Genomic DNA, 21533 nt, shown 5'->3' on the forward strand with positions numbered 1-21533 from the left:
AAACGAAATGGACTTCTGATGGCACACGAGATACTCAAATATCAACTCAAACACGAGTTCACCCTGCACCCGGCAGCGCGGCGACCGTTCGAGATAATGCGGACGATTTCAGGGCTGTGTAACGATGACGTTATACCTGAAAAAATCAGGATGGCATGGGCGTTTCAAACAATACACTGTGTACCAGAAATGCATTGCAAGCCCAAGGGCACTCAGGCAAAACATAGGCCCAGAAAATTCTTATTCTACAGTCCTGTTTGGGCGCCAAAGTACTGGGTTGATGGCCACCCTCCCAAAGACACTTTAATCGTTTACGAAGCAGATTTTGAGGAGCAACTATCCTCTGAAGAGGTTGAAGCCCAGGCTTGGTTGTCACTATTTCGACTACTCAGTTTATCGCTCCACTCCAAGAATGCAGTGGCATTCATTGATGCCTGGCGAAAAAGTGTGCCTGAGCATTTTACGCGGGAATATTTCGGTAAAGATTCTCTTCCTGACCAGTATTTTTGTGACCTGCTTTCGATGTCCAGGGGGGCTTTGGTTCAGCAGCGGCAGCGTCTTTCTTCATCGGGTACAACACCTGAAGCTATCGATTGGATTGCAGAATTGGCGACGCATTGGGAGCCTAAAAAATGACCATGCACGAACGCAACATCAGCAAAAAATTAAAGGAATTCTTGGGGACGTTGCTTGTGCCTGAGGAGTTCGGCTCTGAGCAGAAGCAAGCTCTGTTAATGCGACTTTCATACATCATTCAAGCTTTTCCTACAGCATACTGGACACAGTTTGAACAGCTGCATCGATTAGTGGCGGTTATTCAGTCGAACACTATTCCATCTTGTGAAATAGATACTGAAATAATCAGGTACCTGAAGAAAAATAAGTGGCTCACGTCCTACCCATTTGCCGCTGCGATTGGAGCCGTAGCGCCCCAAAATGCTACTCCACAGTGGTTATCCAAGTTTAATGGATACCAAGCGATTGTCCTCGTCGTCTGTTTCATGCGTCGTACCTGCGACCCTCGAGACTCGGTTTCAGGAAATGAAAATGCACTCAGAGAACTTCGTCTGGTTGCCATGAACCCAATGCATCGAAAGCTATTGGATGTCTTGCCAGATTTAGGTGAAACGCCATCCATTCACCTGCTGGTTTCAAAACTAAAAGAACTGAGAAAGGAAAAGCACCCTGCCCTCGTCGATTACGGCCTGGGCTATTTCGAACTCGTTATCAGAGATGCACTGTCATGGACAAAAAGACGCCGACGAAAGATCCGGATCCCGCCCCCGTCTGACACAGACACGATAGTCGAAGTTGATCCAATCGATATTTTTGACGATGCAAAAATCAAGGTCGAAGAACTATGCATTTTCCCCCATAAACCGACAACGTCCCAAGAGCGGGATGAATGTCTGTCGGTAAAATCAGGAAGAACCATCCGAATACAGGAATGTGCAGAAACACCAAATTCAAAGGCTAATCGCTCTCCATCATCAAGGGCTGTTCGCGCGATACAGCATCAATGTCTGACAGAAAAACTGAGCATTATGCAACTATCATTGGGCTGCAGTTACAACCAACTTACAGACTGGGACGTGCGCCAGCTTATTCGTTACACAAGTGATGGAATTAAGAATGGGTCGCAACCCGACACCTGCTCAACACTACTCTTAAGCCTGCTCTGCGGACGAGATCCCATATCACTGAAAAATCCTACAACAACATTTCGCTTAGAACACTATAAAAACCACCCTTGCCTATACTTGGGCCACTCAGTCCCTGCAAGCACACAGGATGACCGACTGGAGAAATGCTTTAGAAAAACAAACGATCATTTGATACTGCCATTGCCTAAAATACTACAGGGGCGGCTTACTCCTGATAATGACAAGGAATCCTTAGATTCGATGCTCCAAAGCATTAATGAGCACCATCGGTGCCGTTTAAGCCTAGGAAGAATTGCCCGTTTTATGGAGCACTGGTATATCAACAACGGGTTGGATCGTGCAGAAGTCGGACTAATCAAAGGGCGCTCCCCCCGAAACCAACCAGCACTAAGCTACACCAATTTCGATGCTGATAAACTGATTGAAAACTACCGCGCGTACGTGTTGGCCATATTCAGCATGGCTCAGAGTGATCCACAACTCCCCACTGCAAAGCCCACCAATAAGAAACTCGGCAGTGCATTACATCTTCCCTCAAACACTCTGCACAATTTTTTCCGCATTTTAAGATGTCAAATCCCTCGCCCACTCAAGCATTCCCTTGAAGATCTCGCGTCACTCCACAATCACTATGTTTGTTACGTATGGGCACTACTGACATTCTCAACAGGTCACCGAGATGTTAACGCACCTATGGGACAGCGCACTGATTTCAACAGCTACAACAATTCCTGGTGGATAAGCGATAAGGAAAACCGCCATGGTCTGGCCGCCAGAACTTTGATCCTCCCGGCAACCGCAATAAAGCAACTTGAACAATATCTAAACCATCTTCAAGAGTTGAAAAAGCACAGTCAGCTCATTGCTGAAGACATTTTCTCCCGAACCCACGCCGCGATTACAGGAAAAGACAATCTCCTGTTTTTTATAAAACATCACGAACAGAACACAGTTCCAACCATTACTCAAGAGCTCACTCCAGCCAGAGTAAAGGCATTTCTTGGTGATAAATTGCCTTGGCCGGCCAACTGGGGGCGACACCACCTGCGTAGCGAATTAAAGCGTATCGGTGTTGCTCCTGCAGAAATTGATGGTTGGATGGGGCATGAAGAAGTAGGTGAAGAGTCAATGGGCCGCCATAGCGCTCTGTCAATCCAATACCTCAAGCGCATCGCTCAGCAAATCGAAGTAGTGTTAAACACTCATCAAATTACGGTGGTTGACGCATGGAAAACCCGCTAATTCTGCCGATGGAGCAAAAATCATTAGTACGTCTGTTGGGGCATCAGTCCAGAACCGCTATTCGCCAAAAAAACTATACCCAAACGATAAAAAAAGCTCTGGCTGTACTCGAAAATTACCTGCCGGAACTGTTTGAAGCGGAACCGAAATGTGATCGATTTGCGGAAATTTGGCCACAGGTGGACTCGGCTCTGCGACAGGTTCTCAAATCGGAAACGTCATACCGACGAGGATATTCTTTTATCTGCCAACAATTAGAAACGGGTAACCGACAGGGGCTTTGGCAGATTAATCCACCGGCAGACTACCTCACTTTGCGCAGAGCTCGACCACTCAGAAGTTTAGCCTGGCAACTCAGAACATTCCGTTTTGCGTCAAAAGCTTTTGGCTGGCTGGATACTCTCGATCAAACGTCGGATCCCCAACAATGCTTTGCCAGATTACTGATGAGCTGTATCTGCTATGGCGGTCTGAATAAACCTGCTCTTTGGCCTGCGCTGGCAAAAGCATTAACCGAAGAGAAGCCGTTACGTGGTAATAAGGATCTATGCTGGCTTACGTTGAGGCCAAAGCCAGGGAAGGACTTTCCCAGTAATCTCTACACTGATCATGGTGGTCTGGGGCCCAATAAAGCGCAGGTAGAAGTTCAGTTTTTCCCGGACCCCATAAGTTTTGGCATAATTAAACAATTCCTAAACTGCCGCTCAACGAGTTGGCGTTACCCCAAATCTATCAAGACATGTGTTGAGATAATTAAGTCTGAACTCAAAATCGAAATTCCTCTCTCACAACTTCGGCAAGGAGGTATTTGTTTCGCAGAGATGCAACACAATATCGAACTACCACAAGTCTTGGTTGAGTTTGCTCTGGGGCGGCAAAAAAGCGCATCACTCCCAAACGAATACTGGTTGAGGTTATTCAAAAGTACAACTGGTTCCTGCCATATAAATAACTTTGCCAAATTCGAACAGTGGTATGGTCTTAAGCTAACCGGTATATCTACAAAATTTTCACCACGCAGCCCGAGGCAAGGCAACCGATACCTGCTGAATCAAATAAAAGAGATACTTAAGAAAGATACTGCTAAAAACCAGGGGAAGAGCCATGTCGTCAGAAAGTTGAAGGAGCTAGCAAATGCCAGTCTTCGCCCAAACGAAGAAATCTTGCTTCAGTGGTTACTTCACCATTTGACTTACGTGAAAAATAAAGTATCAACAGCTGGTAGGTATTTTGGGGCAATTGGTGGCGCTTGGTTGGCCGCAACCGCAGACATCGACCTTTACAGTTTGAGTAGTGACGATTTTATTGAACTTTATCAAGAAGTTTTAAATCGCACCAACAGTCAGCGGGAACAGCACTATAAAGCATGTCGTTTTGAAAACCTACACACATTTGCACAACAGAATTTTGATCTCCCACCATTGTGCCAACCGCTAAGCGAAGGCAGTGATATCATTCCCCATGTGAGTGCTGCCATAGTTGATGAGACTCTGTTTCTGGCCTTGCTGCGCCAAATCGATTGTTTGGAAGACTTAAACTTCGCTGCCAAACGTATGTTGAAATGCTTCCTCATCATTGCTTATCGCACCGGACTCAGACCCGGAGAAGTAGCTAAACTCCGTCTGAAAGACATCGAACCATCCTCTGTTGGCTGGCTGTTTGTTCGCGAAAGCCGCCATGGGCATAACAAGACAGAGTCAGCCCTTCGAAAAGTACCTCTATTCCCACTACTGACGGACCACGAAAAGACTTTGGTGGGAGACCACCTTCGAGAACGTCTATTAACCTGCCATAACAACTATGCAGAGCTCCTTATTCACTCAGAGGGAAATCCATTTGAAGTGGTAAATACCCGTCAAATATCAGGGATGGTAAAAGAGATGTTGTCTCAATTATCCGGCGGTATTTATTACCGATTGTATCATCTACGCCATACTGCATTATCCAGAATGCAGCTGCTTGCCCATGATGACCTAATCGAGTTGCCTGAAGTTGCCCAGGCTATGCTGCCGTATACTCCAACCCAACGAAAAATCATAAATAAACTGATATTTGGTGAAGGAAGACTTCGCGATAGATATTTTGCCCTGGCGGTGTTTGCTGGTCATAGCACCCCAGATACAACATTGAGAAGCTATCTGCATTTTACCGACTTGCTGCTGGGCAGCCATTTGGCTGTAAATGCACAAGAAATTTCTGCCAGTACCGCGAGAATGGTACTTGGAGTTCGCCCACACCGTTATAAAAAGATGCGAAAATCAGGAACCATTACCCCAGAGCGTCTACTGCCATTCTTTAGAAAACGGCTCTTACCTTTTATAAGCCCAGTGAACAGCATTCGTCAGATTACAGCCTCCCAAAACAATGTGGTTGAAAAAAGCAGTCACTACATTCAGGCACTGGCAGTACTTAACCGAATTGAGCGAGATCATGACTATCAGGAAGTAGCGGCACATTATCGGCTTCCGACAGAACTGATTGAACGCTGGCGCAACACGGCGCTTGCGCTAAGGTCGTTGAAAACACCGCGGGGAATTCGCCGACTCTTTTCCACTAGACGCGCAAGTGCTCTGCTACCAGCCGAGCCAACAAGTATCTATGACCGTAAAGATATTCAATCTGCGCTGAACACTTGCAGCAAGATCAAGGGCAGTAGAGAAGGAAAAATTGAACTTCGATGGGCCATTCAATACTGCCTGACACACTCCACCAGCAGCCATACGTGGCTCTACTTTGACAACGCGGACGAATTTCAGCGGTTCATGAGATTGGTAAGCCAACTTTTTCCATGGCAACGCTGGCATCTAAGGCTTCGCTCCCAATATGGCCAACCAACAACACGCTGGCGGCCTCACCACCATCTTGAGATTACCCATTACACATTGAAAAAAGCCGGTGAGTATCCTGATGGAGTTGGATTGTTGTTTTTACGTCATGCAAATGAACAGCAGTACATAAAAAGCAGAGGCGGTGCGAAAATAAGCCAATATTGTTCACCCGCGTTACAAACCCTATTCCACCGACTGGCGATCATCCTCTTCAATGCGGAAAAAATTAGTAAATGGGAACGGACTTAGTGCCGCCAAACCTCATCCGAGCCGCTTATACCATTGGTCGTTCATGGCGGAATGTGCGTACCAATGATGGGGGGGCACGTCTGTAAAAGCCGTGCGCCAATGACAAACCTCCATAGACAGGTTGTCGCACAGTCGAACCATGGAGGCTGGAAGGTAGGACTCAGGCCGACGCCCCACTTTTAACGATAAACAGCTGCTTAGTGCCTCAAAAATTTTAGGGGAACTGCGGTGCAACGCTTCTAACGGCTCAGCCAATACCATGAAATTGTAAGACTCATGAGCGCCCGTAATGCCATCCCGTGAGTCGGCATTATAAAAGAGGTGAATTTTACCAATGTCATGCAGCAGCCCACCAATAAACGCTACTCCAACGCTCAAAGGACCTACATTATAACGCCAACAAAGCATCGCGGCCGTCACTGCCACCTCATGGCTATGTTCCAGTAAGCCCGTTTCATGATTGTGATGATGACTACGACTTGCCCGGGCAATAAAGAACTGACTCATCAACTCATGATTGAGTAATACCGCCAAATAGAAATCTCGCAGTGCAACATCATGAATAAGACCTAAGATCCCCCAGATATCGACGATAATAGACTCACACCCTGCTGGCACTATTGAAAAGTGACGATAAACAGCAACCTCATCCATCACCTCTGGGACTGTCAGAACTTTCTTAACTTGTCGCATTTCTTCCAAAGTCCACTGCACCAACACCAATTGGCCATCAGGCTTTACCCCCGTCATAACATCGCGAGAAAGTTCGAGGGTGAAGGACTCTCGTAGGCTGCGGAATTGCCATAGGTCTGACAATTCGTTCTGTACTACACGGTGTACCCAGGCCAAATCATCCGAACTACGTCTGGATTTGATATTCATTTTGAATCCCCCCCTTTCGGCCCCTGTCCCTTGCGGATTAAACTTTCAAACGCTGCACCATCTTGTCCAAGTAAATTGGGCACATACCGTGAGTAGACTCTGAAAAGCATGCTGGTATTTGCGTGTCCTAATTGTCTGGCAATCCATTCTGGACTCTCGCCGGCAGCCAGCCAGAGGGTCGCCGCGGTATGCCGTGTCTGGTAAGGATTACGCTTTTCGAGCTTCAGGTCTGCCAATAGTGGGTACCAGATGCGTTTGGTGACATTTTGATGATTCAATGCTTCAGCACGCTTATTGCAAAAGACAAATTTGCTCATGGTCCCAGTTTGCTGCCGCTGAACCAGCAGCGCTTCATATACTGGCTGACTCATTGCAATTGCCCTGCATGAACCCTGTGTTTTTGTGGGACCAAGAGTCCCCCGAACCAATGACTGACGGATGTGAATTAACTGGTTAGCGAAATCAACGTTTTCCCACGTCAAGCCATCGATTTCACCGGTTCGCATGCCAGTAAAAAATCGAACGATATAGTAGGAGCGAAAATCGCTTCTTACCGCCTCTATAATGCGGCAGACCTCATCAAGCGAAAATGGTTGAATGTCACTTCGAGGCATTGGCAAAGCCTTGATATTCCGCCAAGGGTTTTCAAAACCAAAACGCTCAGCGGCATCACTCAGAATTAGGCGTAGATATGTCATGATGTGATTAATGCGCGAGGCCGATAATGATTTCGAAGTAGCAGCATCGACTTCGCATAACCGTGTGCGAAATCCAAGAATATCTGTCTTAGTGATCGCGACAATCATGCTATTACCTAACGCAGGGATCAGATGGCACCTGAGAATCCCTTCAACCGTCTCAACCTGACTGGGCCTCCACTCCACTTTCTTTTCCGCTAACCAAAGGTTGGCAAATGCGGCAAGCTGCATTCGCCCACCGACAGCCTTAAGCTGGCTGAGTTTAGCGAGCAGCTGGAAATGCTCTGCCTTGGGGCTACTAGGAAAATGGTGCCCATAATCAAAACAGCCGCTTTTCATTTGTTGTTCAAGCAGAGCCATCAATTTGCTGAGTTTCTGCCTGTTAGTAGGATTATCGACAAGGCTGGTTTGCTCTCTGCAGCGCACGCCCATGTAGCGAAAATCCAGGTATAGTTTGCCATCACGGCTATTCACTGTTCCCATGACTTCCTCCTAGTCCATCTGATTGATCAGAACGTGTGCTGAGGCGCCAAGGAGCATGGACTCCTCGACCCGCTCCCAGATGTAAAGAATTTTGCGCCCGCCAAAGGGGCGGATGTAGTGCACCCCCTCAAACAGAACAGCGTCTTTCAGGCACTGACGGATAGTGCGAACGTCGTACTTAATCCGTGCAGATAGTTCTTCAGTGGTGAGATAGGTACTCATAACCGCCTCCGCAATTGACTCATATGTGATTCATTTGAAGCTCATGAGCACACAATAAATCACAAAAGCACAAAGTCAAGCGTTTTTTGCGTCATGTATGATTCATTTGATATGATGTGTGAGAGATATGACTTATGGATAGAACATGATAAGAATCCTTCTCATCAAGTTACTTGATGAAAAAGCGTTCAAGGAAAAGCGCCGGATAACCCTGTCTGAAGTAAGTGAAAAGACAGGTATCAGCCGTGCCACTTTGACACGCATAGCCAACGTGCCAGGCAATGTCACCAACACTGATACCATCAACGCACTGTGTAAGTATTTCGAATGTCAGCCTGGAGAGCTATTGGTTTATGTTGGGGATGAAAACGATAGTTATAGATAAAGTCAAAAAGAGGGCTTTCAGAGTCCCTTTGCAGCAATTCATTAAGACCTGCAAGGGAATGGGTGATGAGATGGACGCTCCTTAATTCGACGTCAATACGCCAAACTATTTTTGAAACAATCAGTTGCAAAGGAGCGTCCGTCATGATGGTTAGCACAGTATCCATTGACCTAGCAAAGAGCGTCTTTCAGGAGCTTGGTGTCAGCGAGTCGAGCAAACAGGTTTTTCCAACCACCTGACCAGAAAGTAGTTTATTGAGTTCATCGAGAATGTAAAAAAATCTGTGTAAGTGGCATTCTTTCCCCTTATTGAAAGGACAACAGAATGCCAATATCAGACGAGCTTATTGCTCAACTCCTTGAGGGCTGTTCAAGCCCTGACGACATCCTCGGTGAGGATGGTCTTCTGAAACAACTCACCAAAAAGGTGGCCGAGCGTGCGTTGGAAGTCGAGATGGATGCGCATCTCGGCTATGCCAAACATGGGCCATCAGGCAAAATTTCAGGCAACTCGCGTAACGGGAAAACCCACAAGTCTGTTCGCAGTCTCCATGGCGAAATGGAGCTTGAGGTCCCACGCGACCGCAACGGCACCTTTGAGCCAAAGCTGGTTCGTAAAAGCGAGAAGCAACTCAATGGGTTCGATGAGCGCATCATCTCGCTTTACGCCCGAGGGATGACGACCCGTGACATCCAGGCGCACTTCCAGGAAGCCTATGGTGTTGAAGTTTCGCCAACTTTCATATCACAGGTGACCAATGCCGTCATGGATGAGGTGGCTGCCTGGCAAAGCCGCCCGCTGGATAGTGTTTACCCGATTGTCTATCTCTATGCCCTGGTGGTGCGTAGCCGCGATAGCGGCGCGCTAGAGAACAAACACGTCTATCTTGCGCTCGGGATAAACCTCGATGGAGAGAAAGAACTGCTGGGCTTATGGATGGCTCAGACAGAAGGTGCCAAATTCTGGCTCTCAGTGGTAACGGAGCTTAAAAACAGAGGCTTTCAGGATATTCTGATAGCCGGTGTTGACGGTCTGAAGGGCTTCCCGGAAGCGATAGAAGCCATTTATCCGCAGACTCAGAACCAGCTTTGTATTGTTCATCAGGTGCGCTACTCACTGCGCTATGTCAGTTGGAAACAGCGCAAGGAAGTCGCAGCCGATCTTCGCACTATTTACGCCGCCTCGACACTGGATGAGGCCGAGCGGGCGCTGGATGCCTTTGCACAGAAATGGGACCATGAACAGCCCACCATCAGCCGTTCGTGGCGGGCTAACTGGGAGCGTCTGAGTGTGTTCTTCGACTATCCGCCGCACATCCGCAAAGTCATCTACACGACCAATGCGATAGAGTCACTGAATGCTTCGCTGCGGAAGGTAACCAAAACACGGCGTTCATTCCCGAACGATAAATCGGTGATGAAAGTGCTGTATTTGGCCTTGCATCAGATAGCGAAGAAGTGGACGATGCCGATACGGGATTGGCAGCAGGCAATGAGCCAGTTTACGATCCTGTTCGGTGACCGAATATCACAGTGATAAACCGCCATTTACACAGAAAAATTTGCTGTCTCACAACTGGCGCAGCAAATACACGGGCTGGAAGTAAATGAAGTGACAACCAGAATTGGGCTCTGAAAACAGAAAGCTCAAAAAGATACTGGCCAACGAGATACTCGAAGTAGAAGCATGAAAGATGAGCGGGACTTGCTTTACGACCAGTTCAGCAGTGGCCAGCGCTTTCGGGTACTGAATGTGGTGGATGAATACTCTCGGGAAATGTCAAGTCAGTTAGTCTCTGTGCCCATAAGTGGCAGGTCGCGAGATTTCTCGACTAGTTGATGAAAGGGCTAGGTAAACCAAACAAGGTTTTCTGCGACAACGAGACAGAATTTACCAGCAAGGCAATGTTCTTCTGGAGCTAGGATACTGACGCCACATTAGATCCAGCTAAGAGAGGTGACACAAAACCTTTGTGGTAGCAGGATCTGCAGCTTTGTGGTAGCAAGATCTGCAGCAATGTTCACAACCATTTATCTTGATCTTTCTCCAGCGCCTCAGGGCGCTAAGCGAAGCCTCTTTGCAAGTAGGTTGCATTCCTAAATAAACCTGTCTCTCGGGCAAGGGCATATACTTACACCCCAACGTTAAGTTGTGAATTTCATGGTACCCTTCATCGTTTCTGGTATCATCAATTATGTATTCAGGCACGAATCCTCCTAAGAAAGAAAAAGTAGCGCTTTCATCAATTACTACAAAACAAATTTAATTTTTAATATCTAAAATATCTAACGTCACGCTAATAGATTGATAAGCATATGCTATTATCTTGAACCCCCTCAATTATTATTTATTATTTATATTTACCCACCTTAAAAACCATTACCGCATTCGAATTCACAGAAGTTTAAAGCCGTATAAAAATCGCTACTTTAGATGTGCAGCCAAATAACAACAGCCTATACCGTAAAGCATCCATCTAAATAGCCGATCCGAATACTGCTACATTTTCGCGGTGCCGTGTCCGTTGCCAGGAAATGGCGAAACGGTTTCCATAAAATGCCATACCTTGCCAAGAAGTTCCCGAATGTTTCGGCAACTGTGATTGCGGGTTACCGTTTCATGTAGTGCCAGCCATAAACGCTCTATCTTGTTGACACACGGTGAGTATACCGGTTGAAACAACAACCTGAACTTGGGGTTACTCTTGAGCCAGGCCAGGGTTTTACGGCTCTTGTGAATGATGTAATTATCCAGAATTAGCGTGATAGTTTTGGCTTTGCGGTAATGTCGTTTGAGCTTTTCCAGCACCGCAATAAACAGCTCCGACGCCTTGCTGGCGCTGCTTACATAAAGCACTTTTCCTGTCTTGGCATGCAGCGCTCCAGCCAAGTAGTGCTTGCGATTGTTACCTAGGGTGACCACGCGTTTTTGTTGCCCTTTGGGCATCCAGTCCGCACCGATTTTGGGGTTAAGGTCGATGTCTACTTCATCTTCATAGAATACCGGGTGCTCAGCACTGCACTGTTCAAGTGCCTGATTTATGGCGGCCATTTTCTCTGCTTTGCATGGGTTGACCTTTCCCCGAGATTAGTAACAATCGCTTGATGAGATATTCCAGCTTATGCTGCATGAAACGGTAACCCGCAATCACGCTTGCAGGAACATACAGGAACTGCTTTGTATGGTATGGCATTTTCTGGAAACCGTTTCGCCATTTCCTAGCAACGGACACGGCACCACGAAAATGTAGCTGTATTCGGATCAGCTATTTAGAAACGCTCTGAGGGTTAAATTCACTTAAGATTTTGACAAGTTCTAAGTCTTATGAAGCCCTGAATCTCAGAGTATTCCAAAATAAGCGAAAATTTGCCTACATAACAAATATTAATATCATTTAAACCTTAAAGCGTCGTTACGCATGATATATGTTAACAGCAAACTTCAGTTCTATAGAAGCAAGGTCAATACGATACCATTACCCGCCCTTTTTTAAACGGGTGCTAGCAACCAAGTATATGTTGTTATTGTTATTGTCTGTTCGGGATTAAGTTACTAAAAGGAGTTAAGTAAATATAATGCGAAAGTCTATAATTGCGCTTAGCGTCACAACCGTTATATTGGCTGGCTGTGGGGACAATAACACCACACCAGAGCCAGTAAATACAGCTCCCATAAGCAAGGACGTTACCTTTGACGCTCGTCAGTCAATTCGCTTAAAAGGAATGCTGGACGGAAAAGATGCCGAAGGCGGGATCAGTTTTTCTCTTGTTGAACCGAACGAGATCAAGCTGGGAGCGTTAAAAATTGAAGATACCAGTATAGGTAGTTTCAGCTATCTCGCCAATGCGATGGAGGGCTCTGAGATTGTGCAATTTAAAGTCAGCGATGGCAAAAGCGAGTCAATCTCAACGTTAACAATACATATCAGTGAGGGAGATCCGCTGTTCGAACACCAGTGGCATTTAAGAAATAACGGTCAAAATGCATTTGCCAAAAACAGAGGGAAGGCTGGTGAGGATATGAACGTGAGTGAAGCCGTTGCAAGCGGCATAACCGGTAAGGGCATTATCGTTGCCGTAGTCGATGACGGTTTAGAGGTAAGTCATCCAGATCTGAAAAACAATGTAATCCCTGGCGGCTCATACAATCTAATAACCGGCACTATAGACCCTACGCCTTTTGCCGATAGTGCCGCACATGGTACTTCGGTGGCTGGCATTATTGCAGCAGAAGGTTGGAATGACGTCGGTGGTCGTGGTGTTGCACCTCAAGCAGGTTTGATTGGGTTTAACTTTCTTGACCGGGATCCCACAGGCAAGGTTAAAAGCGTGCAGACATTTGAAAATTTCGCCAAATCGCATGGGGCAAGTGCTTACAGTGACCGTGCGCGGGTATTCAACCAAAGCTACGGTTACTCGGTACCCTTCCCTCATAGCTTTGATGAGGACGAAAATGAGGTCTATGCCGAAATCACCACAGACAGCTTTGATGGAAAAGGAAGTATTTTTGTGAAGTCGGCCGGTAATGGCTACAACTACTATCGTTCACTCGGTACCTTCTGGCTACCAGGGGACTTTTTCAGTGCCCCGAAAGAAGGTAAAGCACCAAACCATGGCCTTCCTTTCCATAATTCAAACATGTCGACCGACAATGCCAACGTTTACAACCTTGTCGTTTCAGCTATTAACGCTGAAGGTAAACGATCGAGTTATTCCTCTGTGGGCTCCAATTTGTTTGTTACTGCACCAGGTGGCGAGTACGGTGTTAACAGTCCAGCTATTGTGACTACTGATCGTGTCGGTTGTGATAAGGGAAGTTCAACTGCTAAGGAGCGTCCATCTACGCCTTTTGATGGTGGTTTGCATCCGCTTAACCTTGAGTGTGACTACCGCTCAACCATGAATGGAACCTCCTCTGCTGCGCCAAACACCAGTGGTGCAGTTGCCATGATCATGAGCGCTAATCCGACTTTGAGTTGGCGGGATGTTCGTCATATCCTCGCCGCGACCTCCACCAAGGTTGATGCCGATGTGGCCGCTAGAACTGTTGCTATCGGTGAAGAGCGCGATGCGCCACTGTACGAAGCCATTTCGGGTTGGCAGGAAAATGCCGCTGGTTATCACTTCCATAATGAATACGGCTTTGGCCGAGTTGATGTGAGTGCTGCAGTGGCAATGGCTAAGGAATATAAAGCCGAACTGGGCGATTACCTGCTCACTGAGTGGGTTACAAGCGAAAAAGATCTCGACAAGGCTATTCCTGATGCAAGTCTCACTGGAGTGTCTGATTCACTGGCATTTGAAGAAGATCTGGTTGTTGAAGCCGTTCAGATTGAGCTGACAGCTACCCATTTACGTTTGCCGGATCTGGCTGTGGAGTTGATTTCTCCAGCAGGTACCCGCAGTGTGTTGATGACACCATACAATGGCATGGTGTATCAAGGGGCAATGGATGTAAGTGATCCGGACGATCTGGTGGCCGGTTATGATGCAACTCCTATGTTGTCGAATGCCTTCTATGGTGAGTCAGCGAAGGGCGAGTGGACCATCAAGCTAGTTGATGTGAACAGCGGTGAATACCGGTTCCTTAAATACGACAAGGGCTATATCAGTATTCCCAACGAAAGCAACGGAATGCTGAAAGGGTGGTCTATTCGTTTTCATGGCCACAAGGCCAAGGTAGCCTCTTAAGGAGCAACAGATGAAGTATTCAACAATTATGGCCGCCCTTAGTCTGACTCTGATGGCGGTACCCGCAATGGCCCATGACAAAAATCCTTTTGAAAATGGAGCCCAAGAGTATCATCAGTATGTCAGCAGGGCAGACTTTTTGGGCCTAAATAGCACCTTTTTCGTAAAAACAGACAAAGGCGTTCAAAAGGCAATGCGTTTGAGCCAAGGTCAACAGATTGTCACTGAAGCTGGTGAACCATTAGCGACCCTTACAGGTAAGTTTGTGGTTAAACTCATTCCAGGTGTCGATGTCTCCGCTTTTGCTGCTGATACAGGTATGCGACTTGACTGGCAAAATGACTCTCAGCTGCTTATTCTGGCGGCCAGTGAAGGAAGTGATCTTCTGCTGCTACTGAACACGCTTAAGCAAAATACTAACGTTGAGCGAGTGAAATTGGACAGAGCAGTATTGAAGCATCTACCTATGTAAAATGAACAATTCTCACTACTCGGTATTCCGGACTCTAGAATTGAAGCGCGAAATGTAATTTGTACTAGCCCAAATCTAATCTGACAACGGCACCCAAAAATGGGGTAGCGGTCAGATCAGGTCTGAGCTAGTACAACTAATCCCGGGGAAAGGTCCAGGGCCGGAGCATACTTTGAGCAGTTTCTAACCAAAGAACACTCTTTCCCGATAATCGTCGCACCAGCCAGCCTGTTTTAGCTTGTTTCTCTGGCTCGGGGCGCCACAGTCACATTGCCGTAGCATATTCATGACGAAGCGGCGGAACAGGGCTACGTTTTCGACAGCCCCTTCAAGTGCTATCCGTGAGTCGTCTTCTTTGAAAACTACATCCAGCACGTAATGCTGACTGTTTTCAATCCGCCAGTGCTGACGGATGTAATGACCAAGCAATTTATGCCGTGGTGATAGCGAGCTCACGTAGTAGCTGGTATCTGTCGTTGTCTTACCATTCTGCGAGCGATGTCGTTCCACAGCGACGATGCTTCGGATTGTTGGCCATCTTTCTGCAAGCTTTTCAGGCAGCTTTGCCTTCAGTTGGAAAACGTAGCGCTCTTCTTTTCGGCCATGGGCTTCTTGTTTGATTTCGGTGACAACTTTCTCTTTCTTCGCATCGAAAACAGTCTGAAACTGCGACTGAACAGCCTCCCAAAGAGCAGGCTGGTTATTTTTGACCTGAACAACAACGTGAGCCTTCTTTTCGCTGATTTTCTCCAGCGTTTCGCGCTGGCAGTGCAAGGCATCAAGTGTGATCACCGCGCCTTTCAGGTTAAGAACATCAAGCATCTGCCGAACCACGCTGATTTCACCGTTCTTGGTTTGGGTTGGCTTTTGGCTAAGGACCAATCCGTTTTCGGTGTCGTAGGCTGTAACCAACTGCAACGCCGTTTTGGAGTCATTGCGGTAAGAGCCTCTGAGCACCTTGCCGTCAAAAGCTATTACGGGTTTACCGATGCTGGCTCGCTGTTCATTCACCCAATTCAGCAGCGCTTCGAGCAATGACTCCGCGACCACGGTACGAAGGATCCGCGCAATAGTGTGTCTTCGGGGAATACCATGCTCAAACGGGCGAAATTTTCGCAGCCATGGCAGTTTATGGTCACCGTAAGTTTGAATATCCTGCCAGCCCTCGGCACCTGACATGATGGCGCTTAGTACGAGGAACATGACATCCACAAGGTCATGCCTTTGATTAACTTCAGAGCGGGTTTCTTCTACAACGGTCAGGTGTTCGAGCAAGTTCATTGGAGCAGCGACTGATTAAATGAACCGCTATTAGATCACAGCTGATCTGCTCACTCAACACTGGCTAGAAAAGTACGATCCCGCCCTGGGGAAAGGTCAGCCTCTATCAGCTCTGGCCTTGCTTCAACAACAATGGTTGATTTGGTAGCGAGTAGTCAGCTTGATGACTCTAGGTGGCCAGTTTCAACCAAGCCAAGCCTCAGAATACCTCTGATAAGTTGGTTTTTGCCTTATTGGATGATTTCGCTCAGCAAAGCCACTTCTGGCAGTTGGCTGCGCCTTGTCGTCGTCGGCGGCGTCGGCTTAAGTGTTCACAGTACAGGCTAAGCTCTTCCAATGTGCCCACTGGCCCTTTAAACAGACGGGTGAAATCTTTGGACAGCTTAAGCCAATTGTCAGGGCAAATGTTAAGGCGGCTCAGCATCGCTTGGGTGGATGCGCTGATACTGCCACGCTTGTCATCGCGCAAAAGCCTGCCAGTGTAGTGGTCTAATGAATCCGGACACCATTTTAGGTGGTAAAGTTGCCATCGACGAGGTGTTTCATGACCAGAAAAAGACGTTCCTTTACTCCAGAGTTCAAACTTGAGGCTGCCAGTTTAGTGCTCGACCAAGGTTATTCTATCCCCGAGGCCTGCCGTTCACTCGATATCGGGGAGTCAGCACTCAGACGCTGGGTTAGTCAGTTGGAAGCCGAGCGTGGCGGCGCAACACCTATGAGTAAAGCCTTGACGCCTGAGCAGCAAAAGATCCAGGAACTAGAGGCCAGGAGCAATCGCCTTGAACGAGAGAAAGCCATTCTAAAAAAGGCAACCGCTCTCTTAATGCAGGACGAACTCGAACGTACGCGCTGATAGACCAATTGGGAGAGCAAGAGGCGGTGGAATTGGTCTGTGGGGCGTTCGATATCCCGCCATCCAGCTTTTATGATTACCTGCATCGCAAACACTTGCTTAATGTGCAGCAACTTCATCAACGTAGTGAAATCAAGCGTTTATTCACTGAGAGTCGTTCTTCCGCAGGAAGTCGGACTTTAATGTCAATGCTGCGAGAGCTGGGGCATCAGGTTGGCCGTTATCGAGTGCGGCGCGTTATGAGAGAGTTGGGGCTGACATGCAAACAACCCGGTTCTCACGCTTACAAAACTGCCTCGGTTGAGCGGCCTGATATCCCTAATCGGCTAAATAGGGACTTTACGCCAACGACCCCGAATGTGTCGTGGTGCGGTGATATTACCTACGTCTGGGCAGGTAGCCGCTGGTGCTATCTGGCAACGGTCATGAACCTATACAGTCGCCGTGTTGTTGGCTGGGCGCTATCAGATAAACCTGACGCAGAATTAGCCGTTAGGGCACTGGATATGGCGTATGAGCAAAGAGGCAAGCCTCAACGGCTGATGTTTCACTCAGACCAGGGATGCCAGTACAGTAGCCGTGTATTCCGGCAACGACTATGGCGCTACCGTATCACTCAAAGTATGAGTCGTCGGGGAAACTGCTGGGATAACGCTCCGATGGAAAGGCTCTTTCGCAGTCTGAAATCAGAATGGATCCCAGCGACAGGGTACTCATCAATGATTGAGGCCAGGAAAGACATCAGCGAATACTTGATGCAATACTACAATCGGCAACGCCCACATCAACACAATGGTGGCGTTGCACCTGTTGATGCCGAGAATCGGCTTAACTTACTGTCCGGAATTAGTTGACCACTACAGTCAGTACTGAAAGATCTGATCATTGTTAGCTGAAATAGTTCAAAACAATTTAGTCAACATCGCCGCCTTAAAACGGTATTAGCTCCCCTGCGTGATTAACATAAAAGACCTCAAGCCGTTTTCCCTTGTCATCAAACAACTCACGTTTAACCAACTGCCCCGACTCATTAAGGGTATCAACTTGAGTATCCACCATGACCCCCTGACGATAATGCTTGGCCTTCATCAGCTGACCATTACAGTGATACCACTCAAACCACCCCTGTTCGCGCCCCATCTCGTAGTGAGCTAGTTCCTCAAGCGCACCAGTGGACAGACAGTAACTGCGCTGCTCACCATGGAGCACTATGAGTGGGTCGAAGCCGTATTGCTGCTCAGACTGTAGGCGACCGTTTGGCCAATAGGTCTGCTGCGCGGCCAGGTTTGCTACCCTGTCATAGGTATAGCGGGTCTTCATCTTGCCGCTGGCATAGAAAGTAATTTCGCTCAGGCGCTTAATATCCTTTTTACGAAACAGGGCGTCGGTAGCCAGGCTGCCGTCGGGGAAATAGCGACGCAGGCGCTCTCGCTGTTCGCCATCTTGATAGAAGAGGTGTGTCCAGGGAAGCCCCTGCTCATAGGTGATGGACTCGATTATCTCATCTCCCTCCAAGCGCCAGTATCTCTCAATAATGCCTTGCTCATTAAACAAGGTTACCGCCTGAGTCTCACCGCCTCGATAGATTGCCTGACGTTTAAGCCGCTGGCTTTCTACATGATAATCCAGCTGCACTCCCTCTCTTACCCCCTGGCGATACCAGGCATGGGACAAGATACGACTACCATCTGCCGAGAAGCTAAAGCCGTGACGCTTGCCCTGATAATACTGAGTGGCACTGAAGAAGCCCTCCGGCTGGCCCGTGGTCTTGATGCCACTAAAGGGCTCGCCGCGATAGCCTTCCAGACAATCCTTCTCGACCCAAATCCCATAGACTTGCAGTCTGCTGCAATCGATGGGCGTCAGCGCCTGCTCATCCACGGGCAGCTGTGGCGACTCACAGCAACCGGATATCAGGAAAATACCAAAAAAAGACGCAGCGGCTCGACTTAATAGAGTCCCATTGATTTGGGAAACAAGTGTTGTGGCTAAATTCATACGCAGCCCTCAAAATCAATTAATTTCCAGGTGATACTCGATCACAAAACAGGACCGTAAATTGGCTTATTGCCTGCTTCCAATCTCGTATTGGCATCATCCACTTCTTCGCTATCTGATGCAGGGCCAAATACAGCACTTTCATCACTGATCTATCGTTAGGGAATGAACGTCGTGTTTTGGTTACCTTCCGTAACGTGGCATTCAGTGACTTAATCGCATTGGTCAAGTAGATGACTTTGCGGGTTTGAGGCGGATAGTCGAAGAACACGCTCAGACGCTCCCAGCTAGGGAATCCCCAGATATTTCCCTTTTTATTCAATTTAGTAGACACGTATGGTGTTGATTGTTCTAATTGGTTTCGCCAAAAAACTACCAGTTCCAACACCATGCGTGATGTCCACATCTTACACGATTCACTCAAAAAGCAATGCCCGCAAATACATCAAAAACGACTTAATTCTCTGATGGTTGCCACAGAAGCACTGCTTGAGATGTCTTTGAGGACAGCCACATCTTTTTGAGGTTTCGCACGCTCTCGACTAGCCTTTGAGGTATCCCCTTTTCGCCAGTCGAGGCTCGTCATGACTACTGCCCGTCGCCAGTTAATAGATGCTGGAAGTACGCCCTTCTACCACGTGATTAACCGTTGCGTGAGAAGGGCGTTTTTATGTGGTGAAGATGCTATCGGCGCTATGTACGGCGCTATGTAGACACCCATAATTGTTTCGCCTACCGCGAAGATTTAATCGAGACCTCTCTCGGTGGGGCTGGGAGGTCATTGGCGCGCTTTTGGGAGTGCGAAATGGTTGATTTGGCAGCGAGCAATCAGCTTGATGACTCTAGGTGGCCGGTTTCAACCATGCCAAGCCTCAGAAAACCTCTGATAAGTTGTTTTTTGCTTTATTGGATGATTTCGGTCAGCAAAGCCACTTTTGGCAGTTGGCTGCACCTTGTCGTCGGCGTCGGCTTAAGTGTTCACAGTACAGGCTAAGCTCTTCCAATGTGCCCACCGGCCCTTTAAACAGACGGGTGAAATCTTTGGACAGCTTAAGCCAATTGTCAGGGCAAATGTTAAGGCGGCTCAGCATCGCTTGGGTGGATGCGCTGATACTGCCACGCTTGTCATCGCGCAAAAGCCTGCCGGTATCTTCAACCAATTGCATGTAGTCCTGGGCACTGAAGTGCAAGCCTTCCGGCATATTACGCCGCTCATTGCCGACAAAGGGCATCAGCTCTGGTGCTTGCTCACCCTGAATGGCCGCCTTGATACGCCGCTGCACGCTTGTGAAGTCGGATTGCTCCGGAGTTGGTGCAATGCCTGCTCTGATGGGATTCAAATCCACGTAAGCCATGCACGCCAGCACCGCTGTTTCATCCAGTAACGCCTGAGACTTAAACCGCCCTTCCCAAAATCGGCCTTTACAGCCATCTTCGCGATTGGCTTGTCGGGCTATGGGCTCGTTCAATGACCGCATAAACCAACTGATATCCATCAATCGCTCGCGGTATACTTCCGCCGTTTGCTGCAGACTCAGCCGCTCAATCTCGGATAACGGCTGACCGGCCAGAAACCGCTTTACCAATAAAGTACCGCCAAAGAGTTGCTGCCAACGGGTCAGCACTTCTTCTAAAGACCAGCGATTTGCCGTGACAGCATCGACCCGAAGCACCAGATGCAAATGGTTGGACATTACCGCATAAGCGCACAGGTCAATCGCAAACACAGCACCAAGCTCCAGCAAACGGGACTCGACCCAATCCCGCCGATGTTCATAGCTTTTGCCGCTGTAATCGTCCACGCCGCACAAAAATGCCCGCCGCACGCAGCGACTAATGCAGTGATAGAAAGGCGTGTCTTCCAGACTCACCTGCGTATACCTTGGCCGTGGCATCACCCACCTCAACGCTTCCTGACAATGGCTTGTTTAAAGCCTAGTCAAGCCTCGGGGAAGCTACCAACAATTGTGGGTGTCTTTGTTATTCCATTTCAGATAAGGGCTGACCTGCCAAAAACCGCTTCATCAGTAGTGTTCCGCCATAGAGTTGTTGCCACCGACTCAGCACCTCCGCCACTGACAAGCCATTGGCGCTGGAAGTATCCACCCTCAGCACCAGATGCAGATGATTCGACATTACCGCATACGCACAAAGGTCAATGGCAAATACCGCCCCCAGCTCAAACAAGCGTGACTCCACCCAGTCTCGGCGGTGCTCATAGCTTTTGCCGGAGTAATCATCGACACCACACAGAAACGCCCGCCGCACACAGCGACTGATGCAGTGGTAAAATGCCGTATCTTCCAGACTGACCTGTGTATACCTTGGCCTTGGCATCCGCCCCTCCTCACACCCCGTCAAACGGTTTAATGAAAGCCTAGTCAAGCTATGAGGAAGTCGCCAACAATTATGGGTGTCTCAGTTATTCAGGACTAAAAACGGCTTGCTTCTGTGGGAGAGTCCATATATGTCTTTGTTATTCAAAAGTTGATAAGTTCATTCTTTCACTTAGTTAAAATACGGATTATTAAAGTCCGAAAGACCATTGCTGTCGGTATATTTCTTCCATTTTTCTGGAGAAACGGC

14 protein-coding genes and 7 pseudogenes are annotated in these 21533 nt (G+C 47.9%); 11 read left to right on the forward strand and 10 right to left on the reverse strand.

The genetic code is table 11. The features are described 5' to 3' along the window. Positions 1-18 precede the first annotated feature (18 nt). The 3 genes from STH12_RS11955 to STH12_RS11965 are packed head-to-tail and all read left to right on the forward strand — an operon-like array spanning position 19 to position 5983. Positions 19-636: a hypothetical protein gene (locus tag STH12_RS11955; protein WP_126167761.1), complete on the forward strand. Its 618-nt coding sequence runs from the start codon at positions 19-21 to the stop codon at positions 634-636. After that, positions 633-2906, forward strand: a complete 2274-nt coding sequence (locus tag STH12_RS11960; protein WP_126167762.1) for a hypothetical protein — start codon at positions 633-635, stop codon at positions 2904-2906. Before STH12_RS11955 ends, STH12_RS11960 begins: the two co-directional genes overlap by 4 nt. Next, positions 2891-5983: a site-specific integrase gene (locus STH12_RS11965; RefSeq protein ID WP_126167763.1), complete on the forward strand. Its 3093-nt coding sequence runs from the start codon at positions 2891-2893 to the stop codon at positions 5981-5983. The genes STH12_RS11960 and STH12_RS11965 overlap by 16 nt, the downstream gene beginning before the upstream one ends. A 12-nt stretch (positions 5984-5995) precedes the next feature. Here STH12_RS11965 and STH12_RS11970 read toward each other — a convergent pair whose 3' ends face one another. Genes STH12_RS11970 through STH12_RS11980 form a run of 3 tightly spaced genes read right to left on the reverse strand, consistent with a single transcriptional unit; the run spans position 5996 to position 8268 of the window. Further along, on the reverse strand, positions 5996-6865 hold the full coding sequence (locus tag STH12_RS11970) for an HD domain-containing protein (protein WP_126167764.1): 870 nt from the start codon (positions 6863-6865) through the stop codon (positions 5996-5998). Further along, positions 6862-8046 carry a site-specific integrase gene (locus STH12_RS11975; RefSeq protein ID WP_126167765.1) on the reverse strand — a complete coding sequence of 395 codons (1185 nt, stop codon included), beginning with the start codon at positions 8044-8046 and terminating at the stop codon, positions 6862-6864. The genes STH12_RS11970 and STH12_RS11975 overlap by 4 nt, the downstream gene beginning before the upstream one ends. A gap of 9 nt (positions 8047-8055) precedes the next feature. Beyond that, on the reverse strand, positions 8056-8268 hold the full coding sequence (locus tag STH12_RS11980) for a hypothetical protein (protein WP_126167766.1): 213 nt from the start codon (positions 8266-8268) through the stop codon (positions 8056-8058). 145 nt (positions 8269-8413) lie between these two features. On the opposite strand from STH12_RS11980, the gene STH12_RS11985 reads away from it, so the two are divergent. The 3 genes and pseudogenes from STH12_RS11985 to STH12_RS21630 form a co-directional block, all read left to right on the forward strand. After that, positions 8414-8653 carry a helix-turn-helix domain-containing protein gene (locus tag STH12_RS11985; RefSeq protein WP_126167767.1) on the forward strand — a complete coding sequence of 80 codons (240 nt, stop codon included), beginning with the start codon at positions 8414-8416 and terminating at the stop codon, positions 8651-8653. 324 nt (positions 8654-8977) lie between these two features. Further along, on the forward strand, positions 8978-10189 hold the full coding sequence (locus STH12_RS11990; protein ID WP_126167768.1) for an IS256 family transposase: 1212 nt from the start codon (positions 8978-8980) through the stop codon (positions 10187-10189). A gap of 117 nt (positions 10190-10306) precedes the next feature. Further along, positions 10307-10572, forward strand: a pseudogene (locus STH12_RS21630) (IS3 family transposase); the annotation flags it as partial. A gap of 580 nt (positions 10573-11152) precedes the next feature. Here the strand turns inward: STH12_RS21630 and STH12_RS11995 are convergent. Next, a pseudogene (locus tag STH12_RS11995) lies at positions 11153-11725 on the reverse strand (IS630 family transposase); the annotation flags it as partial. Positions 11726-11771: 46 nt separating this feature from the next. On the opposite strand from STH12_RS11995, the pseudogene STH12_RS12000 reads away from it, so the two are divergent. The 3 genes and pseudogenes from STH12_RS12000 to STH12_RS12010 form a co-directional block, all read left to right on the forward strand. Further along, a pseudogene (locus STH12_RS12000) lies at positions 11772-11903 on the forward strand (IS630 family transposase); the annotation flags it as partial. A gap of 325 nt (positions 11904-12228) precedes the next feature. Continuing rightward, positions 12229-14343: a S8 family serine peptidase gene (locus STH12_RS12005; RefSeq protein WP_126167769.1), complete on the forward strand. Its 2115-nt coding sequence runs from the start codon at positions 12229-12231 to the stop codon at positions 14341-14343. Positions 14344-14353: 10 nt separating this feature from the next. After that, positions 14354-14815 carry a hypothetical protein gene (locus STH12_RS12010; RefSeq protein WP_237158599.1) on the forward strand — a complete coding sequence of 154 codons (462 nt, stop codon included), beginning with the start codon at positions 14354-14356 and terminating at the stop codon, positions 14813-14815. A 183-nt stretch (positions 14816-14998) separates the two neighbouring features. Here STH12_RS12010 and STH12_RS12015 read toward each other — a convergent pair whose 3' ends face one another. Next, on the reverse strand, positions 14999-16096 hold the full coding sequence (locus STH12_RS12015; protein WP_126166131.1) for an ISAs1 family transposase: 1098 nt from the start codon (positions 16094-16096) through the stop codon (positions 14999-15001). Positions 16097-16343: 247 nt separating this feature from the next. Continuing rightward, positions 16344-16577, reverse strand: a pseudogene (locus STH12_RS21635) (transposase); the annotation flags it as partial. Positions 16578-16640: 63 nt separating this feature from the next. On the opposite strand from STH12_RS21635, the gene STH12_RS12020 reads away from it, so the two are divergent. After that, positions 16641-17803 (forward strand): IS3 family transposase gene (locus STH12_RS12020; protein WP_126167770.1). Its coding sequence is split into 2 segments (ribosomal slippage): positions 16641-16911 and positions 16911-17803, totalling 1164 coding nucleotides; the frame shifts between segments, so codons are not numbered across the junction. 76 nt (positions 17804-17879) lie between these two features. On the opposite strand, the gene STH12_RS12025 is transcribed toward STH12_RS12020, so the two are convergent. Next, positions 17880-18947 (reverse strand): toxin-antitoxin system YwqK family antitoxin, encoded by a 1068-nt coding sequence (locus STH12_RS12025; protein WP_126167771.1) that lies wholly within the window; start codon positions 18945-18947, stop codon positions 17880-17882. Between the two features lie 19 nt (positions 18948-18966). Next, positions 18967-19236: pseudogene (locus STH12_RS12030) on the reverse strand (transposase); the annotation flags it as partial. Between the two features lie 295 nt (positions 19237-19531). On the opposite strand from STH12_RS12030, the pseudogene STH12_RS12035 reads away from it, so the two are divergent. Then, positions 19532-19636, forward strand: a pseudogene (locus STH12_RS12035) (alpha-amylase family glycosyl hydrolase); the annotation flags it as partial. Positions 19637-19867: 231 nt separating this feature from the next. Here the strand turns inward: STH12_RS12035 and STH12_RS12040 are convergent. Together STH12_RS12040 and STH12_RS12045 are read right to left on the reverse strand one after the other, a co-directional pair. Further along, positions 19868-20842, reverse strand: a complete 975-nt coding sequence (locus tag STH12_RS12040; protein WP_126167772.1) for a transposase — start codon at positions 20840-20842, stop codon at positions 19868-19870. Positions 20843-20948: 106 nt separating this feature from the next. Then, a pseudogene (locus tag STH12_RS12045) lies at positions 20949-21284 on the reverse strand (transposase); the annotation flags it as partial. Between the last annotated feature and the right edge of the window lie 249 nt (positions 21285-21533).

The sequence above is a fragment of the Shewanella khirikhana genome, assembly GCF_003957745.1.
Taxonomy (GTDB): Bacteria; Pseudomonadota; Gammaproteobacteria; order Enterobacterales; family Shewanellaceae; genus Shewanella; species Shewanella khirikhana.

Coding starts and splice junctions, on each gene's coding strand:
- STH12_RS11965 (WP_126167763.1), top strand. CDS start 2,891: ATGGAAAACCCGCTAATTCTGCCGATGGAGCAAAAATCATTAGTACGT.
- STH12_RS11970 (WP_126167764.1), bottom strand. CDS start 6,865: ATGAATATCAAATCCAGACGTAGTTCGGATGATTTGGCCTGGGTACAC.
- STH12_RS11960 (WP_126167762.1), top strand. CDS start 633: ATGACCATGCACGAACGCAACATCAGCAAAAAATTAAAGGAATTCTTG.
- STH12_RS11985 (WP_126167767.1), top strand. CDS start 8,414: ATGATAAGAATCCTTCTCATCAAGTTACTTGATGAAAAAGCGTTCAAG.
- STH12_RS12010 (WP_237158599.1), top strand. CDS start 14,354: ATGAAGTATTCAACAATTATGGCCGCCCTTAGTCTGACTCTGATGGCG.
- STH12_RS11990 (WP_126167768.1), top strand. CDS start 8,978: ATGCCAATATCAGACGAGCTTATTGCTCAACTCCTTGAGGGCTGTTCA.
- STH12_RS12015 (WP_126166131.1), bottom strand. CDS start 16,096: ATGAACTTGCTCGAACACCTGACCGTTGTAGAAGAAACCCGCTCTGAA.
- STH12_RS12005 (WP_126167769.1), top strand. CDS start 12,229: ATGCGAAAGTCTATAATTGCGCTTAGCGTCACAACCGTTATATTGGCT.
- STH12_RS11975 (WP_126167765.1), bottom strand. CDS start 8,046: ATGGGAACAGTGAATAGCCGTGATGGCAAACTATACCTGGATTTTCGC.
- STH12_RS12025 (WP_126167771.1), bottom strand. CDS start 18,947: ATGAATTTAGCCACAACACTTGTTTCCCAAATCAATGGGACTCTATTA.
- STH12_RS11955 (WP_126167761.1), top strand. CDS start 19: ATGGCACACGAGATACTCAAATATCAACTCAAACACGAGTTCACCCTG.
- STH12_RS12040 (WP_126167772.1), bottom strand. CDS start 20,842: ATGCCACGGCCAAGGTATACGCAGGTGAGTCTGGAAGACACGCCTTTC.
- STH12_RS11980 (WP_126167766.1), bottom strand. CDS start 8,268: ATGAGTACCTATCTCACCACTGAAGAACTATCTGCACGGATTAAGTAC.